This window comes from Brevibacillus sp. NRRL NRS-603, from assembly GCF_003013445.1.
Classification (GTDB): domain Bacteria; phylum Bacillota; class Bacilli; order Brevibacillales; family Brevibacillaceae; genus Brevibacillus; species Brevibacillus formosus.
Window position 1 is genome coordinate 130,881 of the sequence record NZ_PXZN01000016.1, and the last position, 20,727, is coordinate 151,607.

Consider the following 20,727-nt stretch of genomic DNA (forward strand, 5'->3'; position numbering starts at 1 on the left):
ATGAAGGTACTTTTTCATTCAGTTCATGATATAGAAACCGTAGTGAAAGAAGTAATAACCGACTTATTACAAGATACGACGAATCCCTTGGATTTCGATAAAAGCTTTGTGGAATTAGGTATCAGCTCGGTATTGTCAGTCGAAATGGTAGAGATGTTGAATGGAAAGCTAGGCATTGACTTGGGGATTGAGGTCATTTTTGATCATGAGAATACCAAGCAACTAGCCACACACATTTTCGAGAAATATCAGCAAATCGCTCCAACAACAGATCATACTCAGGCCGATAACGGTTCAGCAACGATTGCAAGCAAGATGGGTACAATCATTGCTCAACTACTAGATACACCTGTGGATACTTTGAATTTCGATAAAAGTTTCATCGAGCTTGGCATCCATTCTGTATTAGCGGTCGAATTAGTAGAAGCAATCAATGCTGACTTGGGGATTAATCTGGGCGTAGAAGCTATTTTTGATTATTCAGATGTCGGTGAGCTGGCTGAATACATCTCTCTGCAATTTGCGGCAGAGATAGCAGCAGACAACAGCCAAATCCTGTCTACTGGTTTAGAAAATGAACGGAATCATTCGAATCATACAAGAAATGAAATTCGCCACTCCGATATCGCGATTATCGGCATAGCAGGCAGATTTGCTGGCTCGGATACAGTGGAAGAGTTTTGGGAGCATCTTGCGTCTGGCGACAGTTGTATCGGGGGAATAACGCGCAGTGGCTGGGAAGCGGATCAATATTACGGAGGTCTTCTCAAGGACATTGATCACTTTGATGCATCCTTTTTTAATATTACCCCTGATGAAGCAAAAAGTATGGACCCTCAACAACGGTTGTTCCTGCAAGAATCCTATAAAGCTTTTGAAGATAGCGGATACTCGGTTGAACAGTTATCAGGGAGAAAAGTTGGTGTGTTTGTCGGGGGACGCCATTCAGACTACAAGGAGAAATCCGTGTTGGCCGAAGGTGTCTCTTCACAAACCATGCTAGGCAATGAAATGTCGATGTTAGGGGCAAGACTCTCCTATTTTTTAAATCTCAAGGGACCCAGTCTTGCTGTAGATACAGCTTGTTCTTCTGCTTTGGTAGCTATTCATTTAGCTTGCGACAGTCTTCGCAGGGGAGAAACCGAAATGGCTCTTGCAGGCGGCGTGGCGATTCACAGCTCCCCTGAATTTTTTGTGATGTCCGCAAAAATGGGGGTAGTCTCACCCGATGGAACATGCAACACCTTTGACAATGATGCAAATGGCATGGTGTTTGGAGAAGGCGTTGGAGCGGTCGTACTGAAGCCAGTTGCGAAAGCGATGGAAGATGGCGACCATATTTATGCCGTCATCAAGGGCTCGACTGTGAATCAGACAGGAAAGTCAAACGGGATTACAGCACCGAGCATGCTTGCGCAAAAAGAATTGATTGTGGATGCCTATGAAAATGCAGGGGTCGATCCGGAGACGATCAGTTATATCGAAACGCATGGGACAGGAACGCAGCTGGGTGACCCTATTGAAGTGAAGGCATTAATTGAAGCATTTCGTTCGTTTACGGATAAAGCACAATTTTGCGCGATTGGATCACATAAGCCCAACATTGGTCATGTCACGATGACATCCGGCCTGGCGAGTCTGTTTAAAGTGGTCATGGCGATGAAATATAAGAAGATCGCTCCGACGATCAGCGTCAAGGAAGTCAATAAGCATATTAAATTGACAGGAAGTCCCTTTTTCATCAATACCGAGCTCATGGAATGGAATACGAGTGACACGACTCCGCGAAGAGCAGGTGTGAGCGCTTTGGGCTCGAACGGAACCAATTGTCATCTGATTCTGGAAGAAGCGCCGACGGTACAACCGCAAACAAGCAATCAGCAAGCAGGAGCTTATTACTTGTTCCCGTTTTCAGCCAAGAGCGAGTCAGCTCTCACGCAAAAAATGGATGAGATGTCCCAATGGTTAGCAAAAGAAGCGGGACGTTTTCACGAACAAGATATTTCTTATACCTTGTTCACCGGGAGAAGTCATTTTTCGCACCGTTGCATGTTTATTGCCAAGGACGCGGATGAATTACGGCAAAAAATCGCGGAAGTAAAAGAAACGGGTACAGCTGCAGATTATTTTACCCATGATGAGACAGAATCCGTGCGGCTGGAAAAGAGCTTGAAAGAGCTCGGAGAAAAATTAATGGCAGAAGTAGCAGAGAATCGTTCGCTATCCAACCACGCAAGGAAAGAAAAGCTGGCCACGCTTGCCGATTTATTTGTAAAAGGATACAAGCTGGATTGGCGTTCCTTATATATAAACGGCAGATACATCCGGGTACCTTTGCCAGCCTATCCATTTAGAGGGGAACGCTATTGGCTGCCCAAAACAGAGAGACAGGATCGCTTGCCCAAGACCCACCCCGAATTGTGGAAGGAGATGGACGAGCTTCTCTGCAAGCTGTTATGGGGACAAATGCAGTCCATCGGTTGGTTTACTGACAAGAGTGTGAATGTCGCCGACCTCAAGGCAAAAACAGGCTTCCCTCAGCGTTATGAAAAATGGATGGAAGAAAGTATGGCGATGTTAACTCGTCACGGCTACCTCGATGGCTATGATGGAGAGCAATGCCTCGTGGTCGATCCGACCTTAATCGAAGTAGAAGCGGTATGGGAAGAATGGGATCGACGTAAGGTGGCATGGCGAGAAGATGCCAATCTGGAAGTGCGGATAAGGTTGTTGGAAGCTACGATGAAATCCTTGCCGCAGATTGTTACAGGCAAGCGACTTGCTACGGATGTCATGTTTCCAGGTTCTTCTATGGAATTGGTGCAACATATTTACAAAAATAATCCGGTGGCAGATCACTACAATGAAGTGCTCGCGGAAACAGTCGCAGCCTATGTGGAAGAACGGGTGAAAAAAGACCCTTCTGCAAAAATTCGCATCATAGAGATTGGTGCGGGGACGGGCGGAACGAGCACTTTTGTTTTTGAAAAGCTGAAGCCCTATCATAAGTTTATGGAAGAATATTGCTATACCGACATCTCCAAAGCGTTTTTGATGTTCGCGCAAAAGGAATATGGACCGCATGTCCCGTATCTGACCTATCAAATTTTTAATGTGGAAGCGCCTTTTGCTGAGCAAGGAGTACGAGAGGGTTATTATGATCTGGTGATTGCGGCTAATGTGCTGCATGCCACAAAAGATATTCGCAGAACCTTGCGCCATACCAAAGCGGTTTTACGAGAAAACGGTTTGGTTCTTTTAAATGAGATTAGCAGTAATTCCTTGTTTCTTCATCTGACCTTTGGTCTTTTGGAGGGCTGGTGGCTGTCTGAAGATACGGATGTGCGTATTCCTGGTTCTCCTGCCTTAACTCCGGCATGTTGGCAAAAGGTATTGGAAAAGGAAGGATTTCACTCGATCTCTTTTCCAGCTCGGGAAGCTCATGATCTGGGACAACAGATTGTCATTGGAAAAAGCGATGGCGTTCTTCATCCTGATGTTCGTGTCGGTACGACTGTTTCGCCTATCGCGCGCGAGAATGTACAGCAGGCAAAAGCAGAAGGGAATGTCTCATCGCAGCCAGCACCGCAAAACCTTCCGAGCCAGTCTGTGGTGACCGAGCAGACGGTGACGGATTATGTGAAGGATATGATTATTGAAAAGCTGGTTACCGCTTTGGAAGTCCATGTAGATACGATCGATGTGGACGAGCCTTTCAGAGATTATGGATTGGATTCCATTCTTGGCGTTAGATTGGTGCAAGAGATCAATCAAGCGTTGATGATTGAAATTGAGACGACGATTCTTTTTGATTACAGTACAGTAAATCAACTTACAAGCTATATTTTGTCTGAGTACAAAGAGGTTATTGCTCAAGCGTTAGGGCAGAAGATCAGTCTATCCGAGCAGAGGGAAGATTCCGTCTCTGCTATTGTGGCCGAGCCATTTATTCAAGCAGCTCCAATGCTTTTAGAGGATAAAGGGAGCGTGTCAGAAAAAGCTTCGTTCCTCACTGAACCCATTGCGATTATTGGAATGAGTGGTACGTTTGCCTCCTCCGGCAACACGGAAGACTTATGGGATCACTTGATGAACGGTACGGATTTGCTCGCGAAAGTGACTCGTTGGGATTTATCAGCATACGGCTTGGACGAGGCAGAGGGATATCAATACGGCGGGCTTGTAGAAAATATTGACTTGTTTGATCCGCTTTTTTTCAACATCTCGGGTCTGGAAGCTGACTATATGGACCCGCAGCAACGCTTCTTTTTGGAGGAATCCTGGAAGGCGTTGGAGGATGCTGGCTATGCGGGTCAAGGCGTGCAAGGAATCCAATGCGGCGTCTACGCAGGATGCGCCAAAGGTGATTACGATCGTCTCGTGGGAGAGAATCCTCCCGCCCAAGCCTTCTGGGGAAATATGGAGTCCATTGTGCCTGCTCGGGTTGCTTATCATTTGGACTTGCAGGGACCTGCCGTCACGGTTGATACTGCTTGCTCCAGTTCCTTGGTGGCGATTCATATGGCGTGTCAAGCCTTGCGGACAGGTGAGGTCGACATGGCATTGGCAGGCGGTGTCTTCATTCAATCAACGCCGGGATTCTATTTGTCTGCCAAGCGAGCAGGCATGCTGTCACCTACAGGACGCTGCCATACATTTGATGAGCGGGCTGATGGCTTTGCGACGGGGGAAGGCGCTGGTGTCGTTGTACTGAAACGTCTCTCGGAAGCGATCGCTTGCGGTGATCATATTTACGGTGTCATTCGAGGCTCGGGAATCAATCAGGATGGGACGACGAATGGGATTACTGCGCCGAGTGCGAAATCTCAGGAGCGCTTGGAACGCAATGTCTACGATACATTCGACATCAATCCTGAGCAAATTACGATGGTCGAGGCTCATGGAACAGGGACAAAGCTGGGAGACCCGATTGAGTATCAAGCACTCACTCGCGCTTTTCGGGCTTATACGGATAAAAAAGAATTTTGTGCAATTGGATCGATCAAGACGAATATTGGTCATACTCAGATCGCAGCAGGCGTTGCAGGGGTCATCAAAATTCTTTTGTCATTAAAACACAAACAAATAGCGCCATCCCTGCATTTTGAAGTAGGGAACGCAAACATTAAGTTTGAAGGCAGCCCGTTTTATGTCAATACAAGCCTGAGGGAATGGTCAGTGGAGCCGCAAGCCAAACGTTGTGCGGCGATCAGTTCCTTTGGAGCCAGCGGTACAAATGCGCATATGGTAATCGAAGAGGCGCCCCAAGTAGAGCGGATTCATGCGAAAAGGCCAGGCTATTTGCTTGTACTGTCGGCGCGCACTTTTGAGCAGCTACGCCAGCAGGTTGCCCAATTACTTTCGTTTTGTGAAAAAGCACCGGAGACGGATTGTGGAAATATCAGCTATACGCTGTTAGTAGGCAGAAAGCATTTCCATCACCGCTTCTCCTGCATTGTTCAAAATACAGCCGAGCTTGTCCAGCTTTTGAAAAAGTGGCTGGAAACAGGAAAAGCATCCCAGGCTTTTGTAGCCGAGTTACATGAAAAAGATCATCGTGAACAAATCGCATTAAAACGTTACGGAAATCAAAGCATTGAGAATCTGCATGTGACGAGTCAGGCAAGCGAATATTTGGAGCAGCTGTCTGTGATCGCGGAATTGTTTGTGCAGGGATATGGATTAGACTATGACAAGCTGTTTGCGAACGATCAATATTCTCGTATTCCGCTTCCCACGTATCCTTTTGCCAAGGAACGCCATTGGGTACTGGAGGGTGAAACAAAAGCAAATACAAGGGGACCGGCAAATACCATCACAGCGTCCGTGATACATCCCATGCTGCATCAGAACACTTCTACTTTCTCTGAGCAACGGTTTAGCTCGATCTTCACGGGAGAAGAGTTTTTCTTGGCGGATCACGTAGTCAAAGGGCAGCGGGTGTTGCCGGGAGTTGCCTATCTTGAGATGGCAAGAACCGCGATGGAGCACGCAGTAGGAGAGGACGTTCACGAGGAAAGGTCGATTACATTACACAATGTCGTATGGGCACGTCCGATCGTTGTAGGCGATCAGCCTGTTCGGGTACATACGGGACTCATACTCGAAGAAGATGGTGAGGTATCCTACCAAATCTATAGCGAGGCAGAGGGCAGTGATGCCGAGATCGTGGTGCACAGTCAAGGAAACGCTATGCTTACTCCGCGCTCGGAGCTGCACATGCTTGATTTGCCCGTTTTGCGAGAGCAGTGCAGCGAGCAGGTGATCTCATCCGAGGAATTCTATGAGTTTTTCAGAGCGATTCAAATTGATTATGGACTCGGACATAAAGGAATTGACAAGGTATATGTCGGGCCTGGACAAGTCTTGGCAAAGCTGGTTTTACCGTTATCGGTCACTGGGTCAGAGGATCAGTTTGTTTTGCATCCAAGCTTGATGGATTCAGCTTTGCAGGCATCTGTGGAGTTGACACTCTCTTCCCGCCACGTGATGTCGTCGGACAGTATGGCAAATCGCAAGCCAGTGATGCCTTTTGCCCTGGAGGAAATCGAAATCATCCGCCCGTGCACCTCTGAGATGTGGGCATACGTGCGCTACAGCGACGGCAGCCAAGCAGGGGATAAGGTAGAAAAATACGATATCGACCTATGTGACGACACTGGAACGATTTGTGTACGGATGAAGGGATTCACATCTCGGGTACTGGAGAGAGAGATCCAAACTGATCTTACAGCAGTAAAAGCGCCAGTTGAAACCGCAAGCGAATCGCTGATTGGAACTATGCTGCTTAGCCCTGTATGGGAAGAGGTTATGATAGGCCGTGGTTCGGAAACACCGCTTGCAAGCGATCGTACTCTGATTGTTTGTGCAGATGACGAGAACCGAAGCCTTGTTCAAAAACGCTATCCTCGGGCAGCTGTTATGGAGATTACGCCCGCAGAAAGTATAGATGAAATAGCGGTGAAGCTGGAGCGGATTGGTTCGATTGATCATATCATCTGGATTGCGCCATGGATTGATTTGGAATACCTGGCAGAAGAGGCCCTGATCATCGAGCAGGAACGCGGTGTGTTTCATGTGTTTCGCTTGCTAAAAGCGCTGCTCAAGCTGGGCTACGATACCAAGGAGCTAGGATGGAGTCTCGTAACCTTCCAGACTCAACCGATTCATCCAAACGATGTGGTCAACCCAATTCATGCCAGTCTTTACGGATTAGTCGGTTCGATGGCAAAAGAATACACGAACTGGCGTATCCGACTTGTTGATCTGGAAGCGGGTCGTGCTTGGCCAATGGATGAGATTTTCACACTTCCGCCAGATGCTGAGGGGAATGCAACGGTTTATCGCGGAGGGAAATGGTATCGTCAGGAATTGATTCCATTACGTCAGCCGCAATGGGAGAAGGCTTCCTACAGGCAGGGCGGAGTCTATGTGGTGATTGGGGGCGCTGGCGGTATTGGCGAAGTCTGGAGCGAATACATGATCAGCACGTATCAAGCGCAAATCATCTGGATTGGACGTCGAGAAAAGAATGCAGAGATCCAAGCCAAAGTGGATCGACTTGCTAAGCTCGGACCTGCTCCTGTCTATATTGCGGCGGATGCCACGAATCGCAAGTCCTTGTATTTTGCCTATGAAGAGATCAAAAAGCGATACAAACAAGTAAACGGAGTCATTCATTCCGCGATTGTTCTGCTAGATAAAAGCCTCGCCAATATGGACGAAGAGCGCTTCCGTGCCGGACTTTCGGCAAAGGTAGATGTTAGCGTGCGGATTGCGCAAGTATTTGACCGGGAGCCGTTGGATTTTGTCATGTTCTTCTCATCGATCAATTCATTTACCAAGTCGCCTGGACAAAGCAATTATGCGTCAGGTTGTACGTTTAAAGATATATTCGCGCACCAGCTTTCGTTGCATAGCCTCAGTGCAGTGAAGGTGATGAATTGGGGATACTGGGCGAACGTAGGCATTGTTGCCACCAAAGATTATCAGGAGAGGATGGCACAGGCAGGACTAGGCTCCATTGAACCTCGTGAAGCGATGGCGGCCTTGGAAAACCTGCTAGCTGGACCGATGAATCAAGTCGCGTTGGTGAAAACAACGAAATCACAGGCCATGCTTACGATAAATCCGGATAAATCGATTCACATCTATCCAGAAAAATTGGTATCACACATCGAACGTGTAAAGAATGATATGCCCAAACTAGAGTTTTCGTCCCAACGCAGACAATCTGAAATGGAGGCTTATAAATGAATACAATGGATAAGCTTCTCAGTGAACTGCTCTATGGTCAATTACAGTCAATCGGGCTGTTCACAGCAAAAAACCAGACAATAGGAGAGCTCAAAGCCAAATTGCATGACAGATACGGCAAATGGCTGGAAGAAAGTATAGCCGTTCTCGTGCAAAACCAATATCTTGCGTACGATGGAGAGGCACTCATTGCAAACGATACCACCCCTATCGATCTCGATGCAGCATGGAAAAAATGGGAGGAAGAAAAAACAGCATGGCTCAACGATCCGAATAGTAAAGCCCAGGTGATTCTGGTAGACGCAACCATGCGGGTACTTCCAGCGATTTTACTAGGAAAGATTCCGGCTACAGAGATCATGTTCCCTAATTCCTCGATGGAATTGGTGGAAGGGATTTATAAACACAATGAGGTTGCGGACTACTTTAACGAAGTGCTCGCCAATACGATTGTTACCTATCTGAAGCAGCGTACGGAGCAAGATCCTTCTGCTCGGATTCGCATTTTGGAAATCGGGGCAGGTACAGGTGGAACAAGTGCGATCGTACTGCCAAGGCTAAAACCCTTTCAGAAGCATATCGAAGAATATTGTTATACCGATCTTTCGCAAGCCTTTTTACTTCACGCCGAAAAGGAATACGGAGCCGAAAATCCATTTCTCACGTATCGGATTTTCAACGTGGAAAAGCCTGTTGAGGATCAGGGGATCGCTGCGGACACCTATGATCTGGTGATTGCCACAAACGTTTTGCATGCGACAAAAAATATTAGCGAAACCTTGCTCCATGCCAAAACCACTTTACAGAAAAATGGCTTGCTGATTCTAAATGAATTAACGAGCAATACCTTGTTCGCTCACTTGACGTTTGGCTTGCTGGATGGCTGGTGGCGCTATGATGATCCAGAATGGCGTATTCCAGGCAGCCCCCTGTTAACGGTTGAAGCCTGGCAAACGGTGTTGAAAAAGGCAGGATATCGATCTGTTTTCTTGCCAGCGGAAGAGCATGTGGATTTATGCCAACAGATTATTGTGGCAGAAAGCGATGGGGTTATTCGTCGCAACAGCCAACCGAGGCAATCGGCGGTAACAGTTGCGTATTCACCTGCAAAAAAGCAGGCCTCAACGTTGAAGGCGAAGCCACTCAAAAAACAGGTGCCTGTACGCACAACACCAGCGAAAAAGTCGGGCAGAGTCACGGAGGAATTGCTTCGCGAAAAAAGTACGGCTTATATCAAAACGCTAATTGGTGAAACGCTCAGAATTCCGACCCATCAGATTAAATCATCTGCGCCATTAGAGCAATATGGGATTGATTCGATTCTGGTTGTGCAATTAACCAATTCGCTTCGCAAAGATTTTACGAATATGAGCAGTACGATATTTTTCGAGTATCAAACGATTGATGCCTTGGTCGAGTATCTCATAGAAACGCAAAAGGAAGCGTTGCTAAAGGCAACAGGAGTAGAAGCACAAGAAGCAATGGACGAAGCACACCCGAACGAGCTAGAGAATGAGATCATGACTGACGCTGCTTCAACGGCGTACACCGATCTTCCTGTGAGAAAAATGAGACGCTTTTTATCGGTTCGGGAACAAGAGAGCAAGGAATCCATTCCGCCTTCATCTGTGGTGCGGGATGTGGCGATCATCGGTCTTTCCGGGCGTTATCCGCAGGCGAAAAATGTGGATGAATTCTGGAATTGTTTAAAAGAGGGGAAAAACTGCATTTCTGAAATCCCTAAGGATCGCTGGGATTGGAAGAGCTATTTTGACGAAGAAAAAGGCAAAAAGAATTCAATGTATACAAAATGGGGCGGATTTATCGATGATATGGATAAATTCGATCCCTTATTTTTTCAAATCTCTCCCAAAGAAGCCGAGGAGATGGACCCGCAAGAACGGTTATTTTTACAGGAAGCCTATGCGAGTATAGAGGACGCTGGATATACGCCTGCAACTCTGTGCGAAAGCAGAAAAGTAGGCGTTTTTATCGGTGTGATGAATGGCAATTACCCGACGGGAGCCACTTATTGGTCGATCGCGAATCGTCTCTCCTATCTATTAAACTTCCAAGGTCCGAGTGTGGCGGTGGATACTGCTTGCTCCGCTTCTCTCACAGCGATTCATTTAGCCTTGGAGAGCTTGTACAGCGGTACAAGCGAGTGTGCAATCGCAGGGGGAGTCAATCTCATCGTCGATCCTGTCCACTATATGAAACTGTCAGCTTTGACGATGCTCTCTCCTTCCAATCAATGCAAGTCCTTCGGCGATCAAGCGGATGGCTTTGTGGATGGAGAGGGTGTGGGCGCAATCGTCTTGAAGCCTTTGGATAAGGCGATAGCCGATGGCGACCATATTTACGGAGTCATCAAAGGAAGTATGATGAATGCCGGTGGGAAAACGAATGGCTATACCGTCCCGAATCCGCAGGCGCAGGCGCAGTTAGTGGCAGATGCCTTGAAACGTGCCAACGTACATGCAAGAACGGTCAGTTATCTGGAAGCACACGGAACAGGAACGGAGCTGGGGGACCCGATCGAGGTTGCTGGACTTACTCGCGCCTTTGAAAAAGACACCCAGGACAAGCAGTTCTGCGCATTGGGATCGGCGAAGTCGAATATTGGACATTGTGAGAGTGCGGCAGGGATTGCTGGCGTAACAAAAATATTATTGCAGCTGAAGCACGCGCAATTAGTGCCATCCTTACATTCCAGCACGCTCAATCGCAATATTGATTTCAGCCAGACTCCGTTTATAGTTCAGCAAGAGCTGGCAGAGTGGAAACGACCGATTGTTGAGATTAATGGCACAACCAATGAATACCCACGAATTGCAGGGATTTCCTCGTTTGGTGCAGGGGGAAGCAATGCCCATGTGATTATTGAAGAATATATTCCGGAAGAGCAAAAGCCATATAGTTTGAAAATCACACCTCAGAACCCCGCTATTTTTGTTTTATCAGCAAAGAATGCGGAGAGGTTGTATGAGAAAGCACAGCAGCTGCTAGCTTTTATCCAGGAACACTCCTTGTCTGATGCACACTTAGCCGACATGGCGTACACGCTTCAGGTAGGACGTGTAGCTATGGAAGAGCGTCTTGCTGTCCTTGCTGGCTCTATGAAGGAGTTGCAGCAAAAACTAACAGCTTATGTAGAAGGGCAAGAGCATATTGCTGATTTATATCGTGGTCAGGTAAACCGAAATCAGGAAATGCTGGATATTTTGGCGGCCGATGATGAATTAGAAGAAACGATTGCGAGATGGATGGAACGCGGTAAATACAGCAAGCTTCTCGACCTGTGGGTGAAGGGGTTATCAATCGATTGGAACAAGCTTTATAAGGAAGAGCAACCAAATCGTATCAGTTTACCTACGTATCCATTTGCCAAGGAATCTTATTGGATCGAAGCCAAGTCTGTTAACAGCAGCGCAGGGGTAGGCTCGATTCATCCTTTCTTGCACCAAAACACATCCGATTTCATGGAGCAACGGTTTAGCTCCGTGTTTACGGGACAGGAGTTTTTCCTGAGTGACCATGTCATTAAGGGTCAACGGGTCTTGCCAAGTGCGGCTTATCTGGAGATGGCACGGGCAGCGATACAGCTGGCGACGGGAGGGCTTGGTTCGGAGCAAGAACAGGTAGGACTTCGTTTCAAAAATGTGGTCTGGACGCACCCCTTGGCTGTTGGGTCAGAACCTGTTCAGGCACATATCGAGCTCTATCCTGAGGCGAATGGTGAGATTGTTTTTGAAATTTACAGCGATAGCAAGGAAGATCAAAATCAAACGGCAGAGACTGTACACAGTCAGGGAAGTGCCGAGTTGTGTTCTATTCCAGATATTCTACCTATCGATCTCACCGCATTGCGGGAACAGTGCAACCTAAACACACTCAGCGCTGAACAATGCTATGAGGTTTTCAAAAAGATGGGAGTCGACTATGGGCCTGCACATCGTGGGATCGAGCAAATTTTGATCGGTCAGGGGCAGGTGCTGGCGAAGCTGTCTCTGCCTTCTTCCGTGGCGAAAACCCAAGGACAATTTGAGCTGCATCCGAGTTTGCTCGACGCAGCTCTACAGGCGTCGCTTGGCTTGATGATGGCAACTAGTGAGTTTTCGCTCATACTTCCCTTTGCTCTAGAGGAATTGGAGATTGTCGGTGCTTGCTCCGCTTCCATGTGGGCATTCATTCGCTACAGGGAGGGAAGTAAAGCTGGAGATAAAGTGGAGAAGTTTGATATCGACTTGTGCGACGAGAACGGGAATGTCCAGGTGCGGATGAAGGGCTTTTCTACGCGCAAGATCGCAAATGAATCTGTTAAATCAGAAGGAGAATCGCTAAAAGCTTCCGTTTCTTTCGAAGAGGGGAAGGCCGTAGATTCGACCTCACTGCTGGAACAGGCAACCCATTATTTTAAAAAGCTGCTTTCCTCCGTCATCAAATTGCCAGCAACTAAAATGGAAGCAGACGCCTCGTTGGAAAAATACGGTGTCGATTCCATTGTGGCTATGCAGATGACCAAGGAGTTGGAAAAGCAATTTGGTTCGTTACCCAAAACGCTATTTTTTGAATACCAAACGATAAAAGAATTAACAGGGTATTTCCTTGAAAACTATCGTGAAAACCTGATGCGCATCCTGGGGATGAGGGAAAATGCGGAAGCCCCTCTCGCACAAGAGCCAGAAGCAACAATTGCGGACGAAAGGACAGCACAGACAGAGCGCAGGAGCAAAAAACGCAAGTCTCAACGATTCGCCTCCCTGCGCATGGAAACCCAACGAGAAAAAGGAGCGCTGGACATTGCCATTATTGGTATGTCTGGACGTTATCCGCAAGCTTGGAATATACATGACTTTTGGAAAAATCTGCGCGACGGCAAGGATTGTATTACCGAAATCCCAAAAGACCGTTGGGATCACAGTCTGTACTTTGATGAAGGGAAGGACAAGGTCGGTAAGGCGTATTCCAAATGGGGCGGCTTCCTAGACGGCGTCGATCAATTTGATCCGCTGTTCTTCCACATTTCCCCACGGGAAGCAGAGCTGATGGACCCACAGGAGCGGTTATTTTTACAGTGTGTCTATGAAACGATAGAGGATGCAGGGTATACGCGCGATGCTCTTGGCAAGCAAGAAGGCTTGGGAGGCAATGTAGGTGTTTACGTAGGCGTTATGTACGAGGAATACCAGCTCTATGCGTCCGCTGAACAGGCGTTGGGCAGAGCGCTTACGATTGCGGGGAGTCCAGCTTCCATCGCTAATCGCGTCTCCTATTTTTGCAATTTCCACGGTCCGAGCATGGCGGTCGATACGATGTGTTCTTCTTCGTTGACGGGGATTCATTTGGCGTGTCACAGCTTGCGACGCGGAGAATGTGAGGTTGCGATCGCAGGTGGTGTGAATGTTTCTATTCATCCAAACAAATATTTGTATTTGTCGCAGGGCAAGTTCGCCTCCAGCAAAGGACGATGCGAAAGCTTTGGGGAAGGCGGCGACGGATATGTACCTGGCGAAGGGGTCGGAGCGGTATTACTCAAACCTCTGGCAAGAGCTATCGCTGATGGAGACCACATCTATGGTGTGATTAAAGGAAGCGCCATTAATCATGGTGGAAAAACAAACGGCTATACAGTTCCCAATCCTCATTCTCAATCAAGAGTGATTCGTCGAGCTTTTGAAGAAGCGGGAATTCATCCGAGAACGGTCAGCTATATAGAGGCACACGGTACAGGGACTTCCTTGGGGGACCCTATTGAAATTGCCGGATTGACGAGAACCTTTCAGGAGTACACAAAGGAGAATCAGTTCTGCGCGATTGGTTCGGCCAAGTCAAATATCGGGCATGGTGAGAGTGCGGCAGGGATAGCAGGGTTGACCAAAATATTGCTGCAAATGAAATACAAGAAGTTGGTCCCATCCCTTCACTCCAGCACACTTAACCCGAACATTGATTTTAGCAAGACTCCATTTGTGGTGCAGCAAGAGCTGGCGGAATGGAAGCGACCGGTGATTGAAATCAACGGGGTAACGAGAGAATATCCGAGGATTGCGGGGATATCCTCCTTTGGTGCGGGAGGGGCAAATGCTCATCTCGTTATTGAAGAATATATCGAAGAGGAACACCGCCCACAAATCAGCTTCTCGGCAAAAAATCCAGCTGTCATCGTGCTGTCAGCGAAGAATAAAGACCGTCTCCGAGAGCAGGTACAGCGGTTGTTGTCTACTATTCGGGAGCAAGAGCTGACGGACAACGATCTAGCAGAGATTGCCTACACGCTCCAAGTAGGACGTGAGGCGATGGAAGAGCGGTTCGCTGTAATCGTCAAGTCGATTTCCGAGCTTGAAACGAAGCTAACGTATTATTTGGAAGATGAGGATGATAGACAAGACCTGTTCACGGGTCAGGTAAAGCGGAATAAAGAAACGATGGATGTTTTCGCCGCAGATGAAGATTTGCAACAGGCGATCGATACATGGATCACTAAAGGGAAATACGCAAAGATTTTGCAGATGTGGGTACAGGGACTGATTTTTGACTGGAACAAGCTCTACGGGGATACGAAGCCTCGTCGAATCAGCTTACCTGCTTATCCTTTTGCAAGAGAGCGCTATTGGCTGCCAAAGGTGGAGTCACAAGCCATTGGTTTTACCGGAGGCGCGCTGGCTTACCTGCATCCCTTGCTGCATCAAAATACGTCTACACTTTCGGAACAACGGCACAGCTCGACGTTTACAGGGCAGGAGTTTTTCTTGAAAGATCATGTCGTGAAGGGGCAAAAGGTCTTGCCTGGGGTAGCTTATCTGGAGATGGCACGAGTGGCTGTGGATATGGCAGCAGGTGTCCGACCTGATAACCAGTCGGCGATTCAATTGAAAAATATCGTGTGGGCGAAACCAGTTATTGTCGAAGAGGCACCGATCCACGTACACACGGGACTATACCCGGAAGAGAATGATGAAATCGCTTTTGAAATCTACAGCCAGCCAAGGGAAGCCGAGGAGAATCTAGTAGTACATAGCCAGGGAAGAGCAGTACTACGATCAGCTATGGAAGTGCCAACGCTCGACCTTTTTGCCATTCAAGCACAGTGCACGAAGAGTAGTTATAGCTTTAGCCAATGCTACGAAACGTTTCAAGGGATAGGACTGGAATACGGCCCATCACACCAAGGGATTGAGAAGCTGTTTGTCGGGTCAGACCAAGTGCTGGCAAAGCTGATCTTGCCTTCTTCTGTTACGGATACAGCAGGAAAATTTGTCCTCCATCCAAGTATGATGGACGCCGCATTACAGGCATCGCTCGGTCTCATGATGGGCACAACCGATCTTCAGCCGTCCTTGCCTTTTGCCTTGGAAGAATTGAACATTTACAGTGCTTCTACAGCTGCTGCATGGGCTTGGGTTCGATATAGCAACGGCAATGCAGCTACGCAAAGAGTACAGAAGCTGGACATTGATTTGTGTGATGAGCAAGGCAAGGTTTGTGTAAGTATGAAGGGATTCACAACAAGGGTGCTCAAAGGTGAAAAAGCTGCCGGAGTTGCAAAAAACAAAGGTACAGGTGAAGCAGGCAAAGACACTAGTACGCTGATGCTGCAGCCTGTTTGGATCGAAAAAGCCATTCCTAGAGAAGCCAAAGCTCCTGAATATGAACAGCATGTGGTGATGCTCTGCGAACCAGGGAGGATTTCTTGGGAGAGCATGTCCTCTCAGATAAACGGTGCGAAATTCCTTGTGTTGCAATCCGATCAGCAAGGCATAGCGGAACGATTCCAAGCGTATGCCGTTCAGGCGTTTGAAGAAATAAAAGCCCTTCTTCAAGCAAAGCCAAAGGGAAAGGTGCTGATTCAGATTGTTGCTCCTTTCAAAACGGAACAACGACTGTTTGCTGGAATAGCTGGACTGTTGAAAACCGCACAGATCGAAAACCCGAAAGTAATCGGACAGCTGATCGAAATCGATTCAATCGAAGATTCAGCGGAATTGGCGGAGAAGTTGAGAGCAAACAGCCTTTGCCCAACCGACAGCCAGATTCGCTATCAAGTAGGGAAAAGATTTATTGCGGGATGGAGTGAAGTTACGGCTGCACAGCATGAAGCAAGCATGCCTTGGAAAGACAACGGGATTTATTTGATTACGGGCGGAGCAGGTGGCTTGGGACTTATTTTTGCCGAAGAAATGGCGGAGAAAGCCCGTGGCATCACCTTGATTCTGACGGGACGCTCTGTGCTGACTGAGGAGAAGCAAGCAAAGCTTCGCAAGCTTGCGGACAACGGGGCAAGAGTCGAATATCGCCAAGTGGATGTCACAGAGAAACAAGCAGTGAAGGATTTGATCCAAAGCATTCAAGCAGAGTTTGGTGAACTTCACGGGATCATTCACGGGGCGGGCGTGACTCGTGACAGTTTTATCCTGAAGAAAACCAAAGAAGAGGTACAAGCAGTTCTTGCGCCAAAGGTTGCGGGACTGATTTATTTAGACGAAGCGACTAAGGGGCTGAATCTGGATTTCTTTGTGCTCTTTTCTTCAGCGGCTGGAAGCTTGGGCAACATGGGCCAAGCAGATTATGCGACGGCCAACGCCTTTATGGATAACTACTCTGCTTACCGCAACGAGCAGATCACGCTAGGCGAACGGCAGGGTCAGACCATCTCCATCAATTGGCCTCTGTGGAAAGAGGGCGGAATGCAGGTAGATGAACAGACAGAAAAGAGCTTGTGGGACGACCTGGGCATGGTTGCTATGCAGACGGCTTCGGGTATCGACTGCTTGTATCGGGGGTTGGCCTCGGGACAAGATCAGTTGATGGTCATGGAAGGTGATCTTGAACGAATGAAGCAAAGGCTGATGGGAGCAACGGAATCCCCCGTGATCTCAACAGCTCATTCGAGCAGCTTGCAAAGTGAAGTTGAATCGTCATTGCTGAAAATGGTTGCTGATTTGCTCAAGGTTGAGAGAGAGAATATGGAAATCCACGCTGAGCTCCATGAGTACGGCTTTGACCAGATTAAGCTGACCGAATTTACAAACAAGCTGAATCAAGCCTATGAGCTTGAACTGACTCCCTCTGAATTGGTAGAGTACCCGACGCTTTTTGCTATCTCCCAACACTTGTTGGATGCATACCAAGATCGATTCATACAAAAGTTCCAACCAGCAGAGGGTGCAGGCGCCTCCGCAAAAATGGAGAAAGAACAGCCTGTTTCCATTGGGCAACAAGATGGGCTTCGGGCAAAAGTAAGGGAGTATCTGAAAAAGGAAATTTCCGCTGTTATCAAGCTCCCCGCTTATAAAATTGATGTGGAAGCTCCGTTGGAGAAATACGGAATCGACTCTGTTATGGCAATGCAATTGACCAATCAATTGGAAAAAGCATTCGGTTCGCTGTCAAAAACGTTGCTCTATGAATACCAAAACATAGAGGATTTGACAGGCTATCTTTTTGCTCATCATCGAGACAAAATCATCGAAATCATGGGGGCTGGGAAAACCGAAGAGACAAGTACAGTAGAGAATGTTGGCAATGTACTGCCTACTGCTGGCTCCATTACCGAGCATCGCCGTCGTTTCTCACGGTTTGTTACACGTGAGCAAGCAAATAAACAAACAACATCTGACCTCGACATTGCCATTATTGGTGTTTCTGGTCGCTATCCGCAGGCTTCCAATATACAAGAGTTCTGGAACAATTTGCGGGACGGCAAGGATTGCATTACAGAAATTCCGCAAGAGCGCTGGGATCATAGCTTGTATTTTGACGAGGATAAGAACAGACAAGGAAAAGCATACAGCAAATGGGGGGGCTTCATAGACGGTGTCGATCAATTTGATCCGCTGTTCTTCCATATTTCTCCTCGCGAAGCGGAAATGATGGACCCGCAAGAACGTCTTTTTCTGGAAACCGTGTGGAATCTGCTCGAAGAGGCGGGACACACGCGAGAGGTATTACAACGTCAATATGAAAATAGAGTCGGCGTCTATGTAGGGGCGATGTATCAGCCGTATCACGCATTCGATACGGATATGGAAAAGGGCTCAATTATTTCCCTGTCTTCCTATCATTCGATTGCCAACCGAGTCTCTTACTTCTTTAATCTGCAAGGTCCAAGCATGGCGATTGATACAGCGTGTTCTTCATCTGCCATTGCCATTTATCATGCCTGCGAAAGCTTGATGAAGGGAGAAAGCTCGCTTGCTATCGCGGGTGGCGTGAATGTTTCGATCCATCCTAAGAAATACCTAGGCTTAAGCCAGGCCCAAATGATCGGAAGCCACGCCGACAGCAGAAGCTTTGGAGATGGAGACGGATATTTACCAGCAGAAGGCGTAGGTGCTGTACTATTAAAGCCTTTAGCCAAAGCGATAGAAGATGGAGATTCTATCTTAGCCGTCATCAAATCAGCCGCGACCAATCATGGCGGACGTACCAATGGGTTTTCCGTGCCTAATCCCAACGCACAAGCGCAATTGATAGAAGAAAATTTTGCTAAAGCGGGCATAGATCCACGGACAATCAGTTATGTGGAAGCCGCCGCTAATGGCTCGCTGCTGGGAGATCCGATTGAGTTGAAGGCGTTAACGAATGCTTTTTCGAAGCAGACGGACGATGTCCAGTTTTGTGCGATTGGGTCGGTGAAATCGAATATCGGTCACGCCGAGGCAGCTTCTGGTATTTCCCAGCTGACGAAGGTGATTTTACAGCTACAGCATCAGGAGTTGGTTCCCTCTATAAAAGCGGAGCCGTTGAACCCGCATGTCAATTTTGCAGAAACGCCTTTTTATCTGCAAAAAGCTCGACAAAAGTGGGATCGACCTGTGGTGAGAATCAATGGAGAAGAACGAGAGGTTCCACGCAGGGCGACAATCAGTTCGTTTGGAGCAGGCGGGTCAAATGCTCATTTGATTCTTGAAGAATATATTCCGCCACAGTCAGAAACGAAATCCATTCCTTCTGCCACTTCACCTCAGATCGTCGTATTCTCGGCAAAAAATGCTGAGCGATTGCGTGCCGTCGCCGAGCGGATGCTAGCATTTGCTCAGACGCAAGCGTTTTCCTTGGCGGATTTTGCCTATACGCTCCAAGTGAAACGAGAAGCTATGGAATGCAGGCTGGCTATGGTGGTTCGAGATCGAGATGAACTGATTCATGGATTACAGGCGTATTTGGAAGCGGTCGAACAAGGCAATGAGCCAATTGCAGCGATTCCTATCTATACAGGAGATCTTGAAGAAGACCATGGAGGAGTGAGAGATCTTCTTTCAGGCAAGGTAGGAGATACGGTATTGCAGGTTCTTTTAGCAGAAAACAATCTGGAAAAGCTTGCCCTTCATTGGACGCAGGGAGGTAAAATTCCTTGGGAATCCTTGCATCCACAAGAGTGTCGCATGCTATCCCTGCCTACCTATCCTTTTGCCAGAGAACGCTATTGGCTCTCCACTTACGAGGGTAAGCAGCAGCAGCTTGGAACTGAAACGGTCATTCAACCTATGGAAAAACCGACGTTAGGGATTGATATCAACCCGGACAGCCCAACAGAAGAAAATATCGAGCGGGATATGGCACAATTTCTCTCACGGGAGCTGCACCTTTCGGAAGGGCAAATCAAGCCAAACAAATATTTCTTGGACTATGGCATGGATTCGATCATGGTTACTAAGCTGATTCGTCATTTAGAGCAGCGCTGGAACATCAAGATCAGAGGGCGGGAAGTGCTGGAGAACCCAACGATGAAATCCTTGGCTCATCTAGTTGCGATAAAGATAAAAGAGTGGATTCATAAAGAGATCGCATCCACTACAGATTTCGAAACAATGTCTCAGGATAGCGGTGAACCGACGGAGAATCTCGCAGTCGATATGCTGCTGCAAAAATTCAAAGATGGCCTGCTAAGCTTAGAAGAGATCGAACAGTTAATCGACAAAGGAGGGATGATATGATGCGACGGGAAATCCTCATGGCTTACAAAGAAGGTAAGCTGTCTGCTGCGGAAGTGCAAGAGAAGCTTCTGGAGCTGGAAACCCCATCGTTTACAAGTCCTCTGTCCGTCGGGCAGCAAGGATTGTGGATGTTGCAAAAAATGTCTCCTACAATGAGTGCTTATAATGTTCCGTTGTGCTTTTGCATTCGACAGAAATGGGACGTCGCCTTATTTAAACAGGCTTGCCACCTTATGCTTAAACAGCATCCGATTTTACAAAGTTCGATTATGGAAAAGCATGGTGTTCCGTATCTGCTTCAACGACCGGAGCACTCGCTTGCCATTGAGCAGGAGGACATCTCACACCTAACGTCCCAGGATGTTTTGCCGTATCTCAGGAAAAAAGTAAAAGAGCCCTTTTCATTGGAAAAGGGTTCTTTGCTTCGCATTCATCTGTTGTCGCGTTCCGAAGAAGAGCATTTTGTCCTGATTACGATTCATCATATGATCTTTGACGGACATTCCTCCTTGCTATTCCTACAAGATTTGGT

General features: G+C 47.6%; 3 protein-coding genes (1 of these 3 cut by a window edge). All 3 read left to right on the plus strand.

Features of this window, described 5'->3' with window-relative positions; genetic code table 11:
• Tightly spaced (each overlapping or abutting the next), the 3 genes in view from C7R94_RS16060 to C7R94_RS16070 form a layout consistent with a single transcriptional unit that may run on beyond the window.
• The gene (locus C7R94_RS16060; RefSeq protein WP_106782772.1) at positions 1-8,256 is read left to right on the plus strand and encodes an SDR family NAD(P)-dependent oxidoreductase; all 8,256 of its coding nucleotides are present in this window, start codon (positions 1-3) and stop codon (positions 8,254-8,256) included.
• Entirely contained in the window at positions 8,253-20,195 is an 11,943-nt protein-coding gene (locus C7R94_RS16065) for an SDR family NAD(P)-dependent oxidoreductase (RefSeq protein WP_106782775.1), read from the plus strand. The genes C7R94_RS16060 and C7R94_RS16065 overlap by 4 nt, the downstream gene beginning before the upstream one ends.
• Positions 20,192-20,727: the beginning of a non-ribosomal peptide synthetase gene (locus tag C7R94_RS16070; protein ID WP_106782778.1), read on the plus strand. 20,902 nt of this gene lie beyond the right edge of the window; 536 of the gene's 21,438 nt are visible here — the first part of the coding sequence; its start codon is at positions 20,192-20,194; its stop codon lies off the right edge, out of view. The genes C7R94_RS16065 and C7R94_RS16070 overlap by 4 nt, the downstream gene beginning before the upstream one ends.